General features: G+C 60.2%; 17 protein-coding genes. 8 read left to right on the top strand and 9 right to left on the bottom strand.

Annotation, left to right across the window (positions count from 1 at the left end):
• Positions 1-43: 43 nt before the first annotated feature.
• The 5 genes from miaA to AC3ISI_RS02615 are packed head-to-tail and all read right to left on the bottom strand — an operon-like array spanning position 44 to position 6,310.
• A complete protein-coding gene (miaA, locus tag AC3ISI_RS02635) occupies positions 44-1,015 on the bottom strand; it encodes a tRNA (adenosine(37)-N6)-dimethylallyltransferase MiaA (protein ID WP_489335356.1) in 972 nt (323 codons plus the stop codon).
• Positions 1,015-2,925, bottom strand: a complete 1,911-nt coding sequence (gene mutL, locus AC3ISI_RS02630) for a DNA mismatch repair endonuclease MutL (RefSeq protein WP_489335355.1) — start codon at positions 2,923-2,925, stop codon at positions 1,015-1,017. Before mutL ends, miaA begins: the two co-directional genes overlap by 1 nt.
• Positions 2,922-4,322 (bottom strand): N-acetylmuramoyl-L-alanine amidase, encoded by a 1,401-nt coding sequence (locus AC3ISI_RS02625; protein ID WP_489337616.1) that lies wholly within the window; start codon positions 4,320-4,322, stop codon positions 2,922-2,924. The genes mutL and AC3ISI_RS02625 overlap by 4 nt, the downstream gene beginning before the upstream one ends.
• Positions 4,323-4,352: 30 nt before the next feature.
• A complete protein-coding gene (tsaE, locus tag AC3ISI_RS02620; protein ID WP_489335354.1) occupies positions 4,353-4,823 on the bottom strand; it encodes a tRNA (adenosine(37)-N6)-threonylcarbamoyltransferase complex ATPase subunit type 1 TsaE in 471 nt (156 codons plus the stop codon).
• Entirely contained in the window at positions 4,811-6,310 is a 1,500-nt protein-coding gene (locus tag AC3ISI_RS02615) for an NAD(P)H-hydrate dehydratase (RefSeq protein ID WP_489335353.1), read from the bottom strand. The genes tsaE and AC3ISI_RS02615 overlap by 13 nt, the downstream gene beginning before the upstream one ends.
• Positions 6,311-6,373: 63 nt before the next feature.
• Here AC3ISI_RS02615 and queG point away from each other — a divergent pair, with 63 nt between their 5' ends.
• Positions 6,374-7,453 (top strand): tRNA epoxyqueuosine(34) reductase QueG, encoded by a 1,080-nt coding sequence (gene queG, locus AC3ISI_RS02610; protein ID WP_489335352.1) that lies wholly within the window; start codon positions 6,374-6,376, stop codon positions 7,451-7,453.
• Here the strand turns inward: queG and AC3ISI_RS02605 are convergent.
• Both AC3ISI_RS02605 and orn read right to left on the bottom strand, forming a co-directional pair.
• The gene (locus AC3ISI_RS02605; protein ID WP_007945604.1) at positions 7,435-8,046 is read right to left on the bottom strand and encodes a trimeric intracellular cation channel family protein; all 612 of its coding nucleotides are present in this window, start codon (positions 8,044-8,046) and stop codon (positions 7,435-7,437) included. The two genes, queG and AC3ISI_RS02605, sit on opposite strands and share 19 nt — an antisense overlap.
• Before the next feature lie 193 nt (positions 8,047-8,239).
• On the bottom strand, positions 8,240-8,782 hold the full coding sequence (gene orn, locus AC3ISI_RS02600) for an oligoribonuclease (protein ID WP_046056848.1): 543 nt from the start codon (positions 8,780-8,782) through the stop codon (positions 8,240-8,242).
• 107 nt (positions 8,783-8,889) lie between these two features.
• Between orn and rsgA the strand changes: the two genes are divergently transcribed.
• The 4 genes from rsgA (at position 8,890) to AC3ISI_RS02580 (ending at position 11,988) form a co-directional block, all read left to right on the top strand.
• Positions 8,890-9,921 (top strand): small ribosomal subunit biogenesis GTPase RsgA, encoded by a 1,032-nt coding sequence (rsgA, locus tag AC3ISI_RS02595; RefSeq protein ID WP_489335351.1) that lies wholly within the window; start codon positions 8,890-8,892, stop codon positions 9,919-9,921.
• A 212-nt stretch (positions 9,922-10,133) separates the two neighbouring features.
• Complete coding sequence (locus AC3ISI_RS02590; protein ID WP_489335350.1) at positions 10,134-10,541, top strand: TIR domain-containing protein; 408 nt, start codon at positions 10,134-10,136, stop codon at positions 10,539-10,541.
• 2 nt (positions 10,542-10,543) lie between these two features.
• Complete coding sequence (locus AC3ISI_RS02585) at positions 10,544-11,503, top strand: caspase family protein (protein WP_489335349.1); 960 nt, start codon at positions 10,544-10,546, stop codon at positions 11,501-11,503.
• Positions 11,503-11,988 (top strand): toll/interleukin-1 receptor domain-containing protein, encoded by a 486-nt coding sequence (locus tag AC3ISI_RS02580; RefSeq protein ID WP_489335348.1) that lies wholly within the window; start codon positions 11,503-11,505, stop codon positions 11,986-11,988. Before AC3ISI_RS02585 ends, AC3ISI_RS02580 begins: the two co-directional genes overlap by 1 nt.
• Positions 11,989-12,031: 43 nt before the next feature.
• On the opposite strand, the gene motB is transcribed toward AC3ISI_RS02580, so the two are convergent.
• Entirely contained in the window at positions 12,032-13,066 is a 1,035-nt protein-coding gene (gene motB, locus AC3ISI_RS02575; RefSeq protein ID WP_489335347.1) for a flagellar motor protein MotB, read from the bottom strand.
• A 162-nt stretch (positions 13,067-13,228) separates the two neighbouring features.
• Positions 13,229-14,080: a flagellar motor stator protein MotA gene (motA, locus tag AC3ISI_RS02570; RefSeq protein ID WP_489335346.1), complete on the bottom strand. Its 852-nt coding sequence runs from the start codon at positions 14,078-14,080 to the stop codon at positions 13,229-13,231.
• Between the two features lie 166 nt (positions 14,081-14,246).
• Between motA and AC3ISI_RS02565 the strand changes: the two genes are divergently transcribed.
• From AC3ISI_RS02565 to asd, 3 genes are read left to right on the top strand one after another with little or no spacing between them, the layout of a single operon-like run.
• Positions 14,247-15,785 (top strand): HDOD domain-containing protein, encoded by a 1,539-nt coding sequence (locus tag AC3ISI_RS02565; RefSeq protein ID WP_489335345.1) that lies wholly within the window; start codon positions 14,247-14,249, stop codon positions 15,783-15,785.
• A 42-nt stretch (positions 15,786-15,827) separates the two neighbouring features.
• Positions 15,828-16,643, top strand: coding sequence for a thiosulfate sulfurtransferase (gene rhdA, locus AC3ISI_RS02560; RefSeq protein ID WP_489335344.1), 816 nt, complete (start codon positions 15,828-15,830; stop codon positions 16,641-16,643).
• 17 nt (positions 16,644-16,660) lie between these two features.
• The gene (asd, locus tag AC3ISI_RS02555; RefSeq protein ID WP_489335343.1) at positions 16,661-17,521 is read left to right on the top strand and encodes an archaetidylserine decarboxylase; all 861 of its coding nucleotides are present in this window, start codon (positions 16,661-16,663) and stop codon (positions 17,519-17,521) included.
• The last annotated feature ends 91 nt before the right edge of the window (positions 17,522-17,612 follow it).

The raw sequence follows: 17,612 nt of genomic DNA, 5'->3' as shown, positions 1-17,612 counted from the left end.
TTTAGCCGTCACACCCCCAAGGATAGACGGCAATTGAAAGGTCTCACCTCAATATGGAGATGGACCCCAAGTATTTCAAGGCGCGCGGCAGATTGTCGCAATCGAGACTGTCCAGCCAGTGTAAATCAGTCCAACTGCGCAGCCAGGTGAACTGACGCTTTGCCAATTGGCGCGTGGCAATGATTCCACGTTCCTGCATCTCGGCTTGCGTCAGCTTGCCATCCAGGTAATCCCAGACTTGTCGGTAGCCTACTGCACGTATAGACGGCAACCCGGAATGCAGGTCACTTCTCTTACGCAGGGCTACGACCTCATCAATGAATCCCTGTTCCAACATATTCGTGAATCTTTGTTTAATTCGCTCGTGCAGTACCTGGCGATTTGCCGGAGCAATGGCCAAGTTCGCGACAGTATAGGGCAATTGTTGCAGTCCCGAAGCGGCTGCTTCAGTACTTTGCGCAGTTTGTCGCAACCGGAGTTCAGTCATGCTCTGACCGCTGACGCGATAAACTTCCAGCGCTCGACTGAGTCGCTGCGGATCGTTCGGATGAATACGCGCCGCCGATTCCGGATCAATGACTGCCAATTGTTCGTGCAGGGCTTGCCAGCCAAGGCGTGCAGCCTCTTCCTCGATCTGCGCACGGACATCCGGATCAGCCGCCGGCATGTCTGCCAGACCTTCGACCAAAGCCTTGTAATAGAGCATTGTGCCGCCCACCAGCAGCGGAATTTTTCCCCGCGCAGTGATCTCGGCCATGGCTTCAAGGGCATCACGGCGAAAATCAGCGGCCGAATAGCTCTCGGCCGGGTCAAGAATGTCGATCAAACGGTGCGGGAATTCGCTCAGAATTTCTTTCGAAGGTTTGGCAGTGCCAATGTCCATGCCCCGGTAGACCAGCGCCGAATCGACACTGATCAGCTCGCAAGGCAGGACTTTAGTCAGTTCGATGGCCAGGTCGGTCTTGCCCGCAGCGGTCGGGCCCATCAGAAAAATCGCTGGAGGGAGCTGGTTCATCAACGACCGCGCAAGAAGAGTTTATCCAGATCGTCCAGGCCCAATTGGGTCCAGGTCGGTCGGCCATGGTTGCATTGACCGCTGCGCTCGGTGTTTTCCATGTCGCGCAGCAGGCCGTTCATTTCCGGGATCGCCAGGCGCCGATTCGCACGCACCGCGCCGTGACAGGCCATCGTTCCGAGCAGCTCGTTCAGATGCGCCTGAATCCGGTCGCTGGAGCCGTATTCCATCAGGTCCGCCAGTACATCACTGACCAATCGATTGGCCTCAGCTTGCTTGAGCAAGGCCGGGATCTGCCGGATGGCCAGCGTCTCAGGCCCCAGGCGCTGCAATTCAAAGCCCAGACGCTGGAACCACGCGACGTGCTCTTCGGCGCAATCGGCTTCGCGCTGACTGACGGCCAAAGACTCGGGTACCAGCAGCGGCTGACCGCTCAGGCCTTCGCTGGCCATGGCGATTTTCAGGCGTTCGTACATGATCCGCTCGTGAGCCGCATGCATGTCCACCAGCACCAGCCCTTGGGCGTTTTCCGAAAGGATGTAGATACCTTTGAGCTGCGCCAGTGCATAACCCAGTGGCGGGATGTCGTCCTGCCCGGCCGGCAGTGCGACCGCGTTGGCCTCAGGCAGCGGCGCAAAAAACTCGCGGTAGGCGGCCTGAGCTTCGGCGACCGGCACCCCGGACTGAGGCCGCGGCGTGTATTGATACTGATAACCGGCGCCAGCGCCCGAGCCAGCCGGGGTATTGAACGACGGCTGCGCCTGAGGCTGCTCCAGCAGCGCATTGGCCGCCAGGCGCATTTCGCCCTGCGGGCCAAACTCACCGGCATCCAGGCCGGTCGGTCGCACGATGGCCGTCGCCACCGGTGCGGCCAGATGATCTTCCGGTCGCACATCGCCCAAAGCACGGTGCAAGGTGCCATAGAGGAAATCGTGAACCATGCGCCCGTCCCGGAAGCGAACTTCGTGCTTGGTCGGGTGCACATTGACGTCGACGCCCGCCGGATCCACTTCAAAAAACAGCACGAACGTCGGATGCCGGCCATTGAACAGCACGTCGCGATAAGCCTGGCGCACCGCGTGGGCCACCAGTTTGTCGCGCACCGCACGGCCATTCACAAAGAAGTACTGCAAGTCCGCCTGGCTGCGGTTGAACGTCGGCAAACCGACCCAGCCCCACAAATGCAGGCCATTGCGCTCGATTTCGATCGGCAGCGCCTGTTCCAGGAAACCTGAACCGCAAATCGCCGCCACGCGCCGGGCGCGGGCTGCATCGTCATGAGCTTCATGCAGGCTGAGGATGGTTTTGCCGTTGTGACGTAAATGGAACGCCACGTCGAACCGCGCCAGCGCCAGACGCTTGATCACTTCTTGCAGGTGATCGAATTCGGTTTTTTCGGTTTTGAGAAACTTGCGTCGCGCCGGGGTGTTGAAAAACAGGTCGCGGACTTCCACCGAGGTACCCACTGGATGAGCCGCCGGCTGCACACGAGGCGCCATGTCCCGGCCTTCGGTCTCGACCTGCCAGGCTTGATCGGCATCTCGGGTGCGGGACGTCAGAGTCAGGCGCGCGACAGAGCTGATCGACGCCAGCGCTTCACCGCGAAACCCGAGACTCATGACCTGCTCAAGGTCTTCCAGATTGCGGATCTTGCTGGTGGCGTGGCGGGCCAGGGCCAGCGGCAGGTCATCGGCAGAAATACCACTCCCGTCATCGCGCACACGCAGCAGCTTGACGCCACCCTGCTCGACATCGACATCGATACGTTTGGCGCCGGAGTCGAGGCTGTTTTCCAGCAGCTCCTTAATCACCGAAGCCGGGCGCTCAACCACCTCGCCAGCAGCAATCTGGTTCGCCAGTCGCGGGCTGAGCAGCTCGATGCGAGCGCTGCTGGTCACGACCTGGTTCATTCTTTGGCCGCCAACTCAGTGCCTGGAATGGTCAGGTGCTGACCGATCTTCAGCTCATCGCTCGACAGGTTGTTGGCGCTGCGCAGCGTCGCTGGCGACACTTGATAACGCACGGCAATCATCGCCAAGGTTTCACCCGGATTCACTCGGTGATCACGCGGGCCCTGAGCGATTTTTCCGGAATCACGCAGCCACGCAATGTAGGTGCCCGGTGGCGGATTCTGCTGGAAGAACTGGCGCACGCCGCTGCTGATCGAACGCGCCAGCGCCTGCTGGTGATTCGATGCCGCAAGCTTCGAGGCTTCGTTGGCGTTGGAGATGAACCCGGTTTCGACCAGGATCGACGGGATGTCTGGCGACTTCAGCACCATGAACCCGGCCTGTTCCACACGCTGTTTGTGCAACGGAGTGACACGACCGATGTTGCTCAGCACTTTCTGGCCGACGTTCAGGCTGGACGTCAGCGACGCCGTCATCGACAGGTCGAGCAGCACGCCTGCGAGCATGCGGTCCTTGTCATCCAGGCTGACGTTGCCAGCACCGCCGATCAAGTCGGAGCGGTTTTCACTGTCCGCCAGCCAGCGGGCAGTTTCCGATGTAGCGCCACGATCAGACAAGGCGAATACCGAAGCTCCGAAGGCGGCGGCCGAAGGCGCGGCGTCGGCGTGGATCGAAACGAACAGGTCGGCGCCTTTCTTGCGGGCGATTTCAGTACGGCCGCGCAGTGGAATGAAGTAGTCGCCGGTGCGGGTCAGTTCGGCGCGGAAGCCTTTCATGCCGTTGACCTGACGCTGCAATTCACGGGCGATGGCCAATACCACGTCTTTTTCCTTCTGACCGCGCGAGCCTGAGGCGCCCGGGTCTTCGCCGCCGTGACCGGCATCGATCACCACAAGAATGTCGCGCTTGCCGGCAGGTGCGGGTGGAAGCTTGATCGCAGGTTCAACTGGCGTGACCGGCACTGCCGGCGCCGTGGCGACCGAAGGGGTCGGTGTTGGCGACGGCGAGGCATCGGCAGCGCTATCAAACAGGTCAACCACCAGACGGTTGCCGTATTGGGCGTTCGGGGCCAGGGAGAAGCTTTTCGGGGTAACGGCCTTTTTCAGGTCGATGACCACACGCAGGTCGGTCGGCGTACGTTGAGCCGAGCGCATGGCGGTGATGGGGGTATTTGAGGTGTTGACGTTCAGCGGCGCACCGAGTGTCGCACCATTGATGTCGATCACCAGCCGATCAGGAGCGGTCAGGGTGAAAACGCTGTGCTGCACAGGCCCGGTCAGGTCGAACACCAGCCGTGTGTTATCCGGCGCCCGCCACAGGCGAACGCTATTGACCTTCGCGTCGGCCACAGCATCGACGGTTACCGCCAAAAACAACAATCCTACGGCAGCTACCATCGCGCGAAAGCGCATACCAGACCCCATCATTTAATTGATTTCCAATGCCAAAGCGGCACACCAGGCCTCGCCACGCGAGCCCTGGGACAAAATTCTCAGCGAACGCCCGCTGTCTTGCGGGCTAATGGTAATGGTCAGGTCGGGCTTTGGCAAAAAGCCTGCACCTTTATCGGGCCATTCGATCAGGCACAGCGCATCGCCCTCGAAGTAGTCGCGAATGCCGAGGTACTCCAGCTCTTCAGGATCGACCAAACGGTACAAGTCGAAATGGAAGGCGCGGATGTCACCGATCTCATAGGGCTCGACCAGGGTAAAGGTCGGACTTTTCACGGCCCCTTCATGCCCCAGGCCGCGGATGATACCCCGCGACAACGTGGTTTTACCCGCCCCCAGGTCGCCTTCCAGAAAAATCAGACCGTGTCCTTGGGTGGTTTTTGCGATGCGCGCACCAAAGGCAGTCATCGCTTCTTCATCAGCCAGGTACAGGGTTACTTCAGACACGGTGCTTGCTCCTCCAACAACTGACGAATGGCCGGGATCAGATCACTGGCCGCCAGCCCACGGCCATTTTTACCTTGCTGCTCACCCGCATTGGCGTGCAGCCAGACCGCCAGGCACGCGGCGTCGAACGCCTGCGTGCCTTGAGCCAACAGCGCGCCGACCAAGCCGGCCAGCACGTCGCCCAGACCGGCCCCCGCCATGGCCGGATGACCCTGATGACACAACGCCAGACGCCCATCGGGGCTGGCGACCAGGCTGCCGGCGCCTTTCAACACCACGACAGCTGTATATTTTTTGCTCAGCGCATGCGCCGCCGCCGGGCGATCAGCCTGCACCTGGGCGGTGCTGATCCCAAGCAACCGCGCCGCTTCGCCCGGATGCGGCGTGATCACGCAGTCCTTGGGCAAATTCACGCGTTCTTCGGCCAGCATGTTCAACGCATCGGCGTCCCAGACTTGCGGCAACGGCGCATTGGCCGCCGCCGAGAGCAAACTGCGCCCCCAGGAAGCCTGCCCCAAGCCGGGACCGACCACCAGTACGGAAACTTTTTGCAGCAGTTCCATCAGCTGGTTGGCCGATGAAGTGCCCAGCACCATGGCTTCAGGAATTCTAGCCAGCGCGGCGCCGACATGCTCTCTGCGAGTGGCCACGGAGACCATACCGGCCCCGCTGCGCAGGGCGCTTTGGGCGCTCAACAGGATCGCACCACCCAAACCGCGATCACCACCGATCAGCAACACATGGCCGAATTTGCCTTTGTGGGCAGTCGGCGTTCGCGGTGCAAGACGCGGCAAGTTACCGGCCGTCAGGCGACGAGCGCTGATCGAAGCGACCTCAACCAGCTGTGGATCGGCGTGTAAATCGTTGAAAACCAGCTCACCGACGACGTCTGCGGCATCACCGGTGAACAGCCCCAGCTTCAACCCGATGAAGGTCACAGTGAGATCGGCTTGCACCGCCGCACCGAGGACTCGACCGGTATCGGCGCAAAGGCCCGAAGGGATATCCACCGCCACCACCGATAAACCGCAAGCGTTGATCTTCGCGATAGCGTCCGCGTAAGGCGCTCGGACCACTCCCGTCAGACCGGTGCCCAACAACGCGTCCAGCACAATACCGCGCAGTTCAGTCTGAGCAGTCCAAGACTCAATCAAAATGTTCTCGGAAACGACCTCGGCATGCGCCAATGCCGCGTCCCCCTGCAAACGCTGAGGATCTCCGACCGCCAGCACCCGCACCGACCAACCCGCACGCCGGGCCAGTACCGCCACCAGATAACCGTCACCTGCGTTATTGCCCTGACCGGCCAGCACACTCAATTCATTCGCCGATGGCCACTGCCGGACCAGTGCACGCCAGGTCGCCCGCGCCGCGCGCTGCATCAACTCGAAGCCCGGTGTGCCTCCCGCAATCAGGCTCGCATCGAGCCCTCGGACCTGCGCAGCGCTATACAGCGCGTCGGGTAAATCATCTTTAGTGTGCGGCATGCGTCTTCGGGCTCCGATGTCTGGCAGAATTATACGCACCTCAGCTCCGGTTTCTCTCGTCTCATGCCCGCAATTACCACAGACCTGCCCGCCCTCGCCCAATCCATCAAGGACTGGGGCCGCGAGCTGGGCTTTCAACAAGTCGGCATCAGCGGCCTGGACCTGGCCGAGCATGAGCAGCACCTGGAGCGCTGGCTCGCCGCCGGCTACCACGGCGAAATGGACTACATGGGCGCCCACGGCAGCAAACGCTCCCATCCGGAAGAGCTGGTGCCCGGCACCTTGCGTGTGGTTTCCCTACGCATGGACTACCTGCCCGGCGACACCAAAATGGCGCAAATGCTGGGCCAACCGGAAAAAGCCTACGTGTCGCGTTATGCCTTGGGCCGCGATTACCACAAGCTGATCCGCAAACGCGTGCAACAATTGGCCGACAAAATTCAGGCGCAGATTGGCCCGTTTGGTTTCCGCGCCTTCGTTGACAGCGCTCCGGTGCTGGAAAAAGCCATCGCCGAACAGGCCGGCCTTGGCTGGATCGGCAAAAACACCCTGGTCTTGAATCGCAAGGCCGGCAGTTACTTCTTCCTCAGCGAGCTGTTTGTCGATCTGCCATTGCCGGTCGATCCGCCCCACACCACCGAACATTGCGGCCGCTGCACCGCGTGCCTCGACATCTGCCCGACCAACGCCTTCGTCGGCCCTTACGTACTGGACGCCCGGCGTTGCATTTCCTACCTGACCATCGAACTGAAAAGCGCGATCCCGGAAGATCTGCGGCCACTGATCGGCAACCGGGTGTTTGGTTGCGATGACTGCCAGATCGTCTGCCCATGGAACCGTTTCGCCCGTCCGTCCGGCGAAAGCGACTTCAAGCCAAGGCACAATCTGGACAATGCGCAATTGGCCGAGCTGTTTATGTGGGATGAGGATAAATTCCTCAGCAGCACTGAAGGTTCGCCGTTACGCCGAGCGGGGTATGAGCGTTGGTTGCGCAATCTGGCGGTGGGGTTGGGCAATGCGCCGTCGAGCATTCCTGTGCTGGAAGCGTTGAAGGCGCGCAAGGATTACCCGTCGGAATTGGTGCGTGAACATGTCGAATGGGCGCTGAAGCAACATGCCGACCGTCAAGCCTCATCGTTGTAGACGAACTTCGGCATTTCCCAGTGGAAACGGATCGCCAGCAACCGCAGCAGAAAACCACCAAACAGCGTGATCAAAATCGCCTGCTCACCCGGTAATTGCAAGTAGATGCAGAGCATGTAGCACCACGCCGCCGCGAACGAGACGCTGGCATAGAGCTCTCGGCGAAAGATTAGCGGGATGTCGTTGCAGAAGATGTCGCGCAGGATGCCGCCGAACACGCCGGTGATCACACCACTGACCGACGCTACCAGCATGCCGTGGCCCATTTCCAGCGCGGTCATACAGCCGATCAGGGTAAACGCCACCAGGCCCACGGCGTCGAGCACCAGAAATAGCGAGCGCAGATGACGCATCCAGCGCGCAGCGAAGACGGTGAACATCGCCGCGATTGAGGTCAGCACCAGGTATTCCGGGTGCTTGACCCAGGTCAGCGGATAGTGTCCGAGCAGCACATCGCGCACCGAGCCGCCGCCCAGCGCCGTGATGCAGGCAATCAACACCACGCCAAACCAGTCCATGCCACGTCGACCGGCAGACAGTGCACCGGTCATGGCTTCAGCAGTGATGGCGATCAGGTAGAGCATCAGCAACATGGCGGCGGTCCTTGCAAAAAGGCGCGCAGTCTACTCACTTCATCGATGCCCCATAAGAGGGCGCCTGAGAATCAATTCAATCATTGAGGGTGTCTGTGCGGACGCCATCGCGGGAAAGCCCGCTCCCACAGGTCAGCGCAGTCCTTGTGGGAGCGGGCTTGCCCGCGATGGCGGCGGTGCCGACACCTCAAAATCAGAACTTGATGAAATGCTTGCGGTAGTGCTGCAACTCGGCAATCGACTCACGGATGTCGTCCAGCGCCAAATGAGTGCTACCTTTTTTGAAGCTGTCGCGCACATCCGGCGCCCAGCGCGCGGCCAGCTCTTTAAGCGTCGACACGTCGAGGTTGCGGTAATGAAAGAAGCTTTCCAGGGATTTCATGTGCGTATAAAGGAAGCGGCGATCCTGGCAAATGCTGTTGCCGCAAATCGGCGACTTGCCCTTCGGCACCCACTGTTCAAGGAAGGCGATGGTCTGGGCTTCGGCTTCGGCCATGCTGATGCGGCTGTCGCGAACGCGCTGGGTCAGGCCCGAGCCGCCGTGTTGACGGGTGTTCCACTCGTCCATGCCGGCGAGAATTTCGTCGCTGTGGTGGATAGCGATCACCGGACCTTCGGCCAAGGTGTTCAAGTCACTGTCGGTGACAATGGTGGCCATCTCGATGATGACGTCGGTATCAGGGTTCAGACCGGTCATTTCCAGGTCGATCCAGATCAGATTCTGCGGGTTTTGCATGTGTCGGCTCCTAGGCAATGCTGCGCAGTTTAGCCTAGGCAACCGGCGGGGCGTGCTAAACTCGCGGCCGTTTTACCTAATCGCTGCATTCTTGATACGGAACACCCATGGCCAAACGCCAACTCAATCGTCGTCAAAACTGGCGCATCGAAAAGATTCAGGGCGAACGCGCTGCCCGCGCCGCCAAACGCGAGTCCTCGGCTGTCGAGGCACTTGAGGGTGGCGACCTGGGTCCGGAACAGACGGGCCTTGTGATCGCGCACTTCGGTGTGCAGGTTGAAGTCGAAGCCCTCGATGGCGATTTGGCCGGCCAGGTGTTCCGCTGCCACTTGCGCGCCAACCTGCCAGCGCTGGTGACCGGCGATCAGGTGGTCTGGCGGGCCGGCAACCAAGGGATCGGCGTGATCGTGGCGCAACTGCCACGTAAAACCGAACTCTGCCGCCCGGACAGTCGTGGCCAGCTCAAACCGGTAGCGGCCAACGTCGACATGATCGTCATCGTCTTCGCCCCGCTGCCCGAGCCTCACGCGAATCTGATTGACCGCTATCTGGTCGCCGCCGAGCACGCAGGGATTCGTCCGCTGCTGCTGCTCAACAAATTCGACCTGATCGACGAGCAGAACGCCCCGGCCCTGAATGCCTTGCTGGCGGTTTACCGCACGCTCGGCTACCCGGTGCTGGAAGTCTCGGCTCACCATGGCAATGGCATGGAGCAACTTCAGAAACAACTGGACGGACGCATCAGCGTATTCGTCGGCCAGTCCGGTGTCGGCAAGTCGTCGCTGGTCAACAGCCTGCTGCCGGAAGTCGAAGCCCGCGTCGGTCCGTTGTCCGAGCTGTCCGGCCAGGGCACTCACACCACGACCACCGCGCGGTTGTTCCACTTCCCCGGTGGCGGTGAGTTGATCGACTCGCCGGGTATTCGTGAATTCGGCCTGGGCCACGTCAGCCGCGCCGATGTCGAAGCCGGCTTCATCGAGTTCAACGAACTGATCGGCACCTGCCGCTTCCGCGACTGCAAGCACGACCGCGAACCGGGTTGCGCGCTGCTCAAAGCCCTCGAAGAAGGCCGCGTGCAGCAGCAACGGATGAACAGCTACCGCTCGATCATCGCCAGCCTGCCTGAAACCAGCTACTAAACAGAAGTGCCTGCCGCCCCGACACTGACAGGGCGGTAGGCCGCTTATTGCGACCTACACATTTCCCCACTGATTAAACGTCAGACACTTCTGTAAGACTTCTGCGCACCCGCTTGAAGGACCCGTCTCTTTAGCCGCGCAGGCCTTGTTGCGGCCATTCAAGTGCATACATTCAAGCCCTCTTCGCATTCCGGCGATACCGAGGGACAACCATGCAAACCTACCATTTGTTCATCAGCCATTCGTGGAACTACCCCCACGCCCACGACAATCTCGTGCGCCTGCTCAATGCCAAACCCGGCTTCACCTTCAAAAATTTTTCAGTACCGACGGACAACCCGATCACCGACGCACAGACCGACAAACAACTGGAAGAAGCCATCGAAAACAAGATTCGTCCGTGCTCGGCAGTGCTGATCATGGCGGGGATGTATTCGACCTACAGCAAGTGGATCAACAAGGAAATCGAGATCGCCAAGCGGATGGGCAAGGTGATCATTGCGGTCAAGCCGTTTGGGGCAGAGCGGATTTCCACGGTGGTGCGTGATGCCGCGCACGCCGAATGTGCGTGGAACACCAACAGCATCGTCAACGCGATTCGCCTGCACACGGCGGTGTAACCATGCGCAAGGGACTGTTCATAGGCATCAACCACTACACCCAGGTGTCGCCATTGAGTGGCTGCAACAACGACGCAATGGCCATGGCCTCGGTGCTGGAACGCCACGCCAACGGGCGTCCGAACTTCAGCAGCAAGGTCCTGACCTCGGCGGAGGAAAACCTCACTCACACGAACCTGAAGCAGCAGATCCAGAGCCTGTTTTCCGGAGATTGCGACGTGGCGCTGTTGTACTTCGCCGGTCACGGCCAGTTCGATACCAGCATCGACGAAGGCTTGCTGATCCCGCAGGACTTCGGTCAGGGCGTCGAAGGCATCCGCATCAGCGACATCCTCAACTGGGCGGAAAGCGCCACCCACATCAAGAACAAAATCATCATCCTCGACTGCTGCCAGGCCGGCGCGGCGGCGGCCATACGCGGGTTGCGCGGTGGCAGCAGCGTGATCAGCGAAGGCATGACCATTCTCACCGCCTGTAAAAAGGACCAGGTGGCGCTCGAAGGTCGCGGCCACGGCGTGTTTACCGACCTGTTACTGCAAGCACTGCACGGCGGTGCCGCCAATGTCTTGGGCAAAGTCACCCCCGGCAGCGTGTATTCGTTCGTCGACAATGCGCTGGGTGCCTGGGAGCAGCGGCCAGTGTTCAAGACCAACGTCTCGCAATTTGTACCGTTGCGCGAAGTCACGCCGCTGATTGCCGAAGAAACCCTGCGCAAGCTCAAGGACTGGTTCCCGGAACCGAGCTATGTGTACCCGTTGGATCCCAGCTACGAACCGACCGAGGCTGCGTTCGATCCCGACAACGGCGACATCTTCAAGCAACTGCAAAAGTGCAACCGCCACAGCCTGATAGAACCGGTAGACGCCGAGCACATGTACTACGCGGCCATCAACTCCACCGGCTGCCGCCTGACCGCCCTCGGCGCCTATTACCGCGAACTCGCGATCAAGGGACATTTCTGATGCCTGTGTTTATCAGCTACCGCCACACCGACCGCGCTCATGCGATGGCCATTAACACCCGCCTGACGCAAGCAAACATCAAGACCTACCTCGATGTGCTGGACGCGGAATCGCAAACCACTGAAGACATCACCACCGTCATCACCCGCAACATCACCGAATGCACACACCTGATGGCCGTGGTTTCGGAGCAGACCGCGCAGTCGTGGTGGGTGCCGTTCGAAATCGGCGAAGCGACCATCAGCAATCGCCGGATCTGCTCTTACAAAATCGGCCCCAGCGCGCTGCCGCTGTACCTCGATAAATGGCCGAAATTGAGCGGTGAGAACGATATCAACTTCTTTATCGACGCCTATCGTGAAGAATCACTCTCTAGCCGCTCAGCGGGGCTGGAGTCGTTCAACGAATCCATCCGCAGCGCCCACAAGCGCGATGCCGACCTGTTTCACGACAAGCTCAAAACCCGGATTCGGCGCGGTTTCTGACAGGCACAAAAAAGCCGCGATCATCTCGCGGCTTTTTTGTGGGTCACTGCTTCGGCGGTTCCGCCGGTTTCGGCGCCGGGTTTTCGAAGATGTTCAAACGCTCGCGAAGCTCATGGGCCGGCAGCGGTTCCTTATCCGCCGGCAAGGCGTTCGGATCGACTGGTTTGGCCGGCACTTCGCCCGGACCAATCTGCCCTGGTGTTGGCGCCGGCTCTGGCGCAGGTTCCGCACCTTGCGAACCTTCGATGGCCCGCTGGGCTTTCTTGGTCAGTACCACAATATCGATCCGGCGGTTGACCGGATTGAATGGGTGCTCACGGTCGAACAGCGCCGACGAGGCATAACCGACCACCCGCGCCACCTGCTGCTCCGGATAACTGCCGGCGACCAGCGCGCGGCGGGCGGCGTTGGCACGGTTGGCCGAGAGCTCCCAGTTGCCGAAGTCACCGGTGCCCGAGTACGGCTTGGCATCGGTGTGGCCGCTGATGCTGATCTTGTTCGGCACCGCTTTGATGGTGTCAGCCATGGCCAGCAGGATGTCTTCGAAATACGGTTTCAGACGTGCACTACCAGAATCGAACATCGGGCGGTTTTCGGCGTCCATGATCTGGATGCGCAAACCGTCCTGCGTGATCTCGAAGAGGATCTGATCCTTGAATTTCTGCAGCTGCGGATTTTCATCGACCTTGTTCTGCAATTCTTGCAGCAACAGTTCCAGGCGCTCCTTCTCGACCTGCTCGGCCATGCCTTCGACCTGCTCGGTGTCGATGGTGACCCGGTCTGGCTGCGGCTGCGACTTCACTTCGGGGTTGAGGGTTTTATCTGGCGCCAGGGTCGGAGAACCGCCCAGATCGATGATGTACGGGGTGCCACTTTCGGTAAAGCCAACCGGGTCTTTGAAGTAACCGGCGATGAGGATTTTCTGTTCCGGTGTTGCGGTGGAGAGCAGCCACAGCACCAGGAAGAACGCCATCATCGCCGTCGCAAAGTCCGCGAAAGCGATTTTCCAGGAACCGCCGTGATGCCCGCCCGCGTATTTCTTGACGCGCTTGATGATGATCGGCTGGTTATTTTCCATACAGAGTGCTCTGTCTCACAAATACTGTTCCTTTTTGACGGTGCCTGTTGTCGCCATACGGCGTTGCCGCTCCTCGCCATAGCGAGCTATGACTCGTCGCGGCGCCTTGTCTGGCAACAACAGTCACTCGCCAAAAAAGGAGCGTATTTGCAAAACAGAGCACTATCGACCGCGAACCGCTTGTTCCAGCTCAGCGAAGCTAGGACGGTGCGCCGGATACAGAACCTTGCGACCGAATTCCACAGCCAGCGATGGCGGCATACCGGACGCCGAGGCCACAAGCGAAGCCTTGATGGCTTCGTAGACGTTCAGCTCTTCCTTGGCATCATGGGCCAGGGCATGGGCCAGCGGACCAAAGAAACCGTACGCGGCGAGAATACCGAAGAAGGTACCGACCAGCGCCGCACCGACGTGCACGCCGATCATTTTCTGATCGCTATCACCCAGGGAGGCCATGGTCACAACAATACCCAGTACCGCCGCGACGATACCGAAACCCGGCATGGCGTCAGCGATACCGTTTACCGCGTGGGCAGGGTGATCCAGATCTTCCTTGAGGCTGGTCAGTTCCATGTCGAACAGGCCTTCGAGCTCATGGGGGGCCATGTTGCCGGAGGACATGATGCGCAGGTAATCGCAAATGTACGCGGTCATGCGTTCATCTTTGAGCACCGCCGGGTACTTGGCGAAGATCGGGCTAGCCGCGGCATCCTCGATGTCGCCTTCGATGGCCATCATGCCTTCGCGGCGGCTTTTGTTAAGGATCTCGTAAATCAGCCCCAGCACTTCAAGGTAGAAGGTGTGGTTGAAACGCGAACTGAACATCCCAAAGGCTTTCTTCAGAACGTGCTTGACCATATGCCCAGGGTTGGCCTGCAGGAATGCGCCAAGGGCCGCACCCCCGATAATCATTACCTCAAAAGGCTGAATAAGGGCGGCAATCTTGCCGTGGGAGAGCACGTATCCGCCAAGCACGCTTGCGAATACGACGATGATGCCGAGAATTTTAGCCATAGGTAGGAAAACACTTACTGAGTCGGGTTCAAGGTCATATTCGGAAGTTGAAAAATCTCTTCTTCTCCTTATCGGCAAAACTGCGCCAGACTATAGCCCGTTCAAGCGAAAAGCTAATTTAGCCTTCTCCGGGCACAGGTAATGCAGACGATGATTGCGTCCAACCATGGCTAACCAAACGAACATTCCAACTCAAAAACCGACAACTCTTGAAGGCTGGGTCAAGCTTCTCGATGGCGTGCGTCTGCCGGTTCCGCAAGATAGCCATGACCGTGTCTGCAAGGCCATCGCCGATCACCGCAGCTCGCTTCGCGATATAGCAGAGCTCATGCAAGACAGCCCGGCTTTGGCCTTGAGCATCATTCGTGAAGCCAATCGCCACACCTACGGCAGCATGACCGAGCCTGCGGAAAACCTTGAAGTGGCGATCAATCGCCTCGGTTTGAAACGCACCGAAGAACTGCTCGCCTGCCTGCCCGTAGAGCCGCTGTCACAGATCCCGATTGCGTTGCGTCAGTTGCAGTTGATCAGCCAGCACGCGACGCAACAGGCCAATGGTTTTTTTGCCAGTCGCCTGGCGCGGCTGTGGCAGGACATTCACTGGGGCAGCCTGCTGTTTCTCTCGCCACTCTGGCCCATGGCGCTGACCCATCCGCAATTGCTTGAAGAGTGGGAGCTGCGGGTCATCCATAAAGGCGAATCGGCACGCAACGTCGAAAAGCAGTTGTTCGGTGTGCGCTTGCTGGATATTTGCCAAACCCTGGTGAGCCTCTGGCGCCTGCCGATTTGGGTGGAACAGGGTTATCGCCTGCTGCTGACCGAGCAGCGCGAGCTGGTCAAAGTCCTGCGCATCGCCCGCGACGGCGATCATCCCTTGCGCCAGCAAAACCGCCTCGATGACGATCCGACCCTGCGTCGCTGGCTCAATCAGCCGGCCAATACCGTGCTACTGGCCAACGGCCTGGCGCTGTCGGCGCAACAGGCATGGGACAGTCCTCACAGCAAGCGCTGGCAATACCTGACCAGCCTTTACCTGCAAATGCCCATGGCCGAGGTGCAGCAGCAATTGCATCAACAGGCCGCCAATAGCGCCCGGCTGCATGCCATGGCGGATTTGTGGCACCCCGCTGTTTCGCTGCTCTGGCCGTGGGGCATGAACCGTATCCACGCCAGGCTGCTGCCGGCACCGGCGCCAACCACCGAAGACCTGGCAAAGTGGCGCAACCAATGCGCCGAGTTGCTGATGGAGCCAAGCCCCTTCACAAATGCCATGCACTTGACCACCTCCGCCCGTGACGCTCTGGTCGCGTGCGGCTTGCGCCGAGTGATGATCTTGATGGCTGATCGCACACACGCCAATCTGCGGGTGCATCAGATTGCAGGACTACCAAAAGAAACGGCTGGGCTGAATTTCGTTGTGAGCCAAAGCAGCGTGCTGCAACGTTTGCTCTCGCAACAAGCTCAGGTGCGCCTGACACCCGACAACAACGCCCAATTCTCGGCCTTGTTGCCGGCCAGCCTGCGCGCGCAATTCCGTGGCGAACACCTGTTGCTGCGCTCGCTGATCAATAATGGCCGGGTGATCATGGTGGTGGCGGCGGATCAGGGCGGCGGACCGCTCTCGGAAATAACCGTGCAAGCTTTCGGCAAAACCGCGCAGTGCATCGAGAAATCCCTGTACACCTTTAGCCACCGCGGCCAATGACGCTGCGCTACAATCCTCCCTTTTGTGCTCTGGAGACCTCACATGTCTGACTTCTCTGGCTTGCCGCTGGTGATCGAGCCGAGCGACTTGCTCCCTCGCCTTGAGTCCCGCGATCTGATTCTGGTGGACCTGACCAGCAGCGCCCGTTACGCCGAAGGGCATCTTCCCGGTGCGCGTTTTGTCGATCCGAAACGCACGCAACTCGGTCAGGCGCCAGCGCCGGGGCTGATGCCGCCGAAAGCGGCGCTCGAAGCGTTGTTCGGTGAGCTGGGACACAATCCCGACGCGGTGTACGTGGTGTATGACGACGAAGGCGGCGGCTGGGCCGGGCGTTTTATCTGGCTGCTGGACGTCATCGGTCACCGTAAGTACCACTACGTCGACGGAGGCCTCCCGGCCTGGCTGGCAGAAGGCTTGCCCATGTCGATCCAAATCCCGGCGCCCGTTGGCGGCCCGGTGGCATTGACCCTGCACGACGAACCCACCGCCACCCGCGAGTACCTGCAAAGCCGTCTCGGTGCCGCCGACCTGGCGATCTGGGACGCGCGCGGGCCACTGGAGTACTCCGGCGAGAAAGTGCTGGCGGCCAAGGCCGGGCACATTCCCGGCGCCGTCAACTTCGAATGGACCGCAGGCATGGATCAGGCGCGAAACTTGCGCATCCGCACGGACATGCCGCAGATCCTTGAACAGCTAGGGATCAGCAAAGACAAAGAAGTGATTACCCACTGCCAGACTCACCACCGTTCTGGCTTCACCTATCTGGTGGCCAAATCCCTCGGTTATCCGCGGGTCAAAGGCTATGCCGGTTCCTGGGGCGAATGGGGCAACCATCCCGACACCCCCGTAGAGATTTAAGGTTTTAAGGACAGTTAATGAATAAGCGTCTGTTTATCCTCAGCCAATACCTGCTGCCCCATCACTTGCTCTCGCGACTGGCCGGCTGCATTGCCGAATGCCGCGTGCGCTGGTTCAAAAACGCCTTTACCGCCTGGTTCGCCAAGCGTTATCAAGTGGACATGTCCCAGGCCCTGGTCGAAGACCTCACCGCCTACGAGCACTTCAACGCGTTTTTCACCCGCGCTTTGAAGGACGGCGCTCGTCCTTTGGACGAAACTCCGGGCGCGATCCTCAGCCCGGCCGATGGCGCAATCAGCCAGCTCGGCCCTATCGAACACGGTCGCGTGTTCCAGGCCAAGGGCCACAGTTTCAGCGTGCTGGAGTTGCTGGGCGGTGACGCGGCCAACGCTGCGCCGTTCATGGGCGGTGACTTCGCCACTATTTACCTGTCGCCGAAGGATTACCATCGCGTGCACATGCCGCTGGCCGGCACCCTGCGTGAGATGGTCTACATCCCGGGCCGAATCTTCTCAGTCAACCAGACCACCGCCGAAAACGTTCCGGAGCTGTTCGCCCGAAACGAGCGTGTGGCGTGCATTTTCGACACTGAGCGCGGGCCGATGGCCGTGGTGCTGGTAGGCGCGATGATCGTTGCGTCGATCGAAACCGTCTGGGCAGGGCTGGTCACGCCGCCGAAACGCGAACTGAAAACCTTCCGTTACGACGAAGCCGCCCGCGCGCCGATCCATCTGGAGAAAGGTGCGGAATTGGGTCGCTTCAAACTGGGTTCGACCGCTGTCGTGCTGTTCGGGCCAGATCAGGTGCAATGGGCCGAAGAACTGGCGGCCGGTTCGCCGGTGCAGATGGGCCAGGGCATGGGCCTGCCAAAGGCCTGACCCTGTAGGAGCCGGCTTGCCGGCGAATGCAGCAACGCGGTGTACCTGATACACCGCTTTCGCTGCGATGCGGCGACCCGACAAGCCAGCT

The sequence above is a fragment of the Pseudomonas sp. GL_139_B genome (genome assembly GCF_057834475.1).
The sequence above is the reverse complement of the archived record's forward strand: the minus strand, read 5'-3'. Positions and strand labels throughout refer to the sequence as shown.

Coding starts and splice junctions, on each gene's coding strand:
- rsgA (WP_489335351.1), top strand. CDS start 8,890: ATGGCCAAACGCCAACTCAATCGTCGTCAAAACTGGCGCATCGAAAAG.
- AC3ISI_RS02590 (WP_489335350.1), top strand. CDS start 10,134: ATGCAAACCTACCATTTGTTCATCAGCCATTCGTGGAACTACCCCCAC.
- motB (WP_489335347.1), bottom strand. CDS start 13,066: ATGGAAAATAACCAGCCGATCATCATCAAGCGCGTCAAGAAATACGCG.
- rhdA (WP_489335344.1), top strand. CDS start 15,828: ATGTCTGACTTCTCTGGCTTGCCGCTGGTGATCGAGCCGAGCGACTTG.
- AC3ISI_RS02605 (WP_007945604.1), bottom strand. CDS start 8,046: ATGTTGCTGATGCTCTACCTGATCGCCATCACTGCTGAAGCCATGACC.
- motA (WP_489335346.1), bottom strand. CDS start 14,080: ATGGCTAAAATTCTCGGCATCATCGTCGTATTCGCAAGCGTGCTTGGC.
- orn (WP_046056848.1), bottom strand. CDS start 8,782: ATGCAAAACCCGCAGAATCTGATCTGGATCGACCTGGAAATGACCGGT.
- mutL (WP_489335355.1), bottom strand. CDS start 2,925: ATGAACCAGGTCGTGACCAGCAGCGCTCGCATCGAGCTGCTCAGCCCG.
- AC3ISI_RS02585 (WP_489335349.1), top strand. CDS start 10,544: ATGCGCAAGGGACTGTTCATAGGCATCAACCACTACACCCAGGTGTCG.
- miaA (WP_489335356.1), bottom strand. CDS start 1,015: ATGAACCAGCTCCCTCCAGCGATTTTTCTGATGGGCCCGACCGCTGCG.
- AC3ISI_RS02615 (WP_489335353.1), bottom strand. CDS start 6,310: ATGCCGCACACTAAAGATGATTTACCCGACGCGCTGTATAGCGCTGCG.
- asd (WP_489335343.1), top strand. CDS start 16,661: ATGAATAAGCGTCTGTTTATCCTCAGCCAATACCTGCTGCCCCATCAC.
- AC3ISI_RS02565 (WP_489335345.1), top strand. CDS start 14,247: ATGGCTAACCAAACGAACATTCCAACTCAAAAACCGACAACTCTTGAA.
- AC3ISI_RS02625 (WP_489337616.1), bottom strand. CDS start 4,322: ATGGTAGCTGCCGTAGGATTGTTGTTTTTGGCGGTAACCGTCGATGCT.
- queG (WP_489335352.1), top strand. CDS start 6,374: ATGCCCGCAATTACCACAGACCTGCCCGCCCTCGCCCAATCCATCAAG.
- AC3ISI_RS02580 (WP_489335348.1), top strand. CDS start 11,503: ATGCCTGTGTTTATCAGCTACCGCCACACCGACCGCGCTCATGCGATG.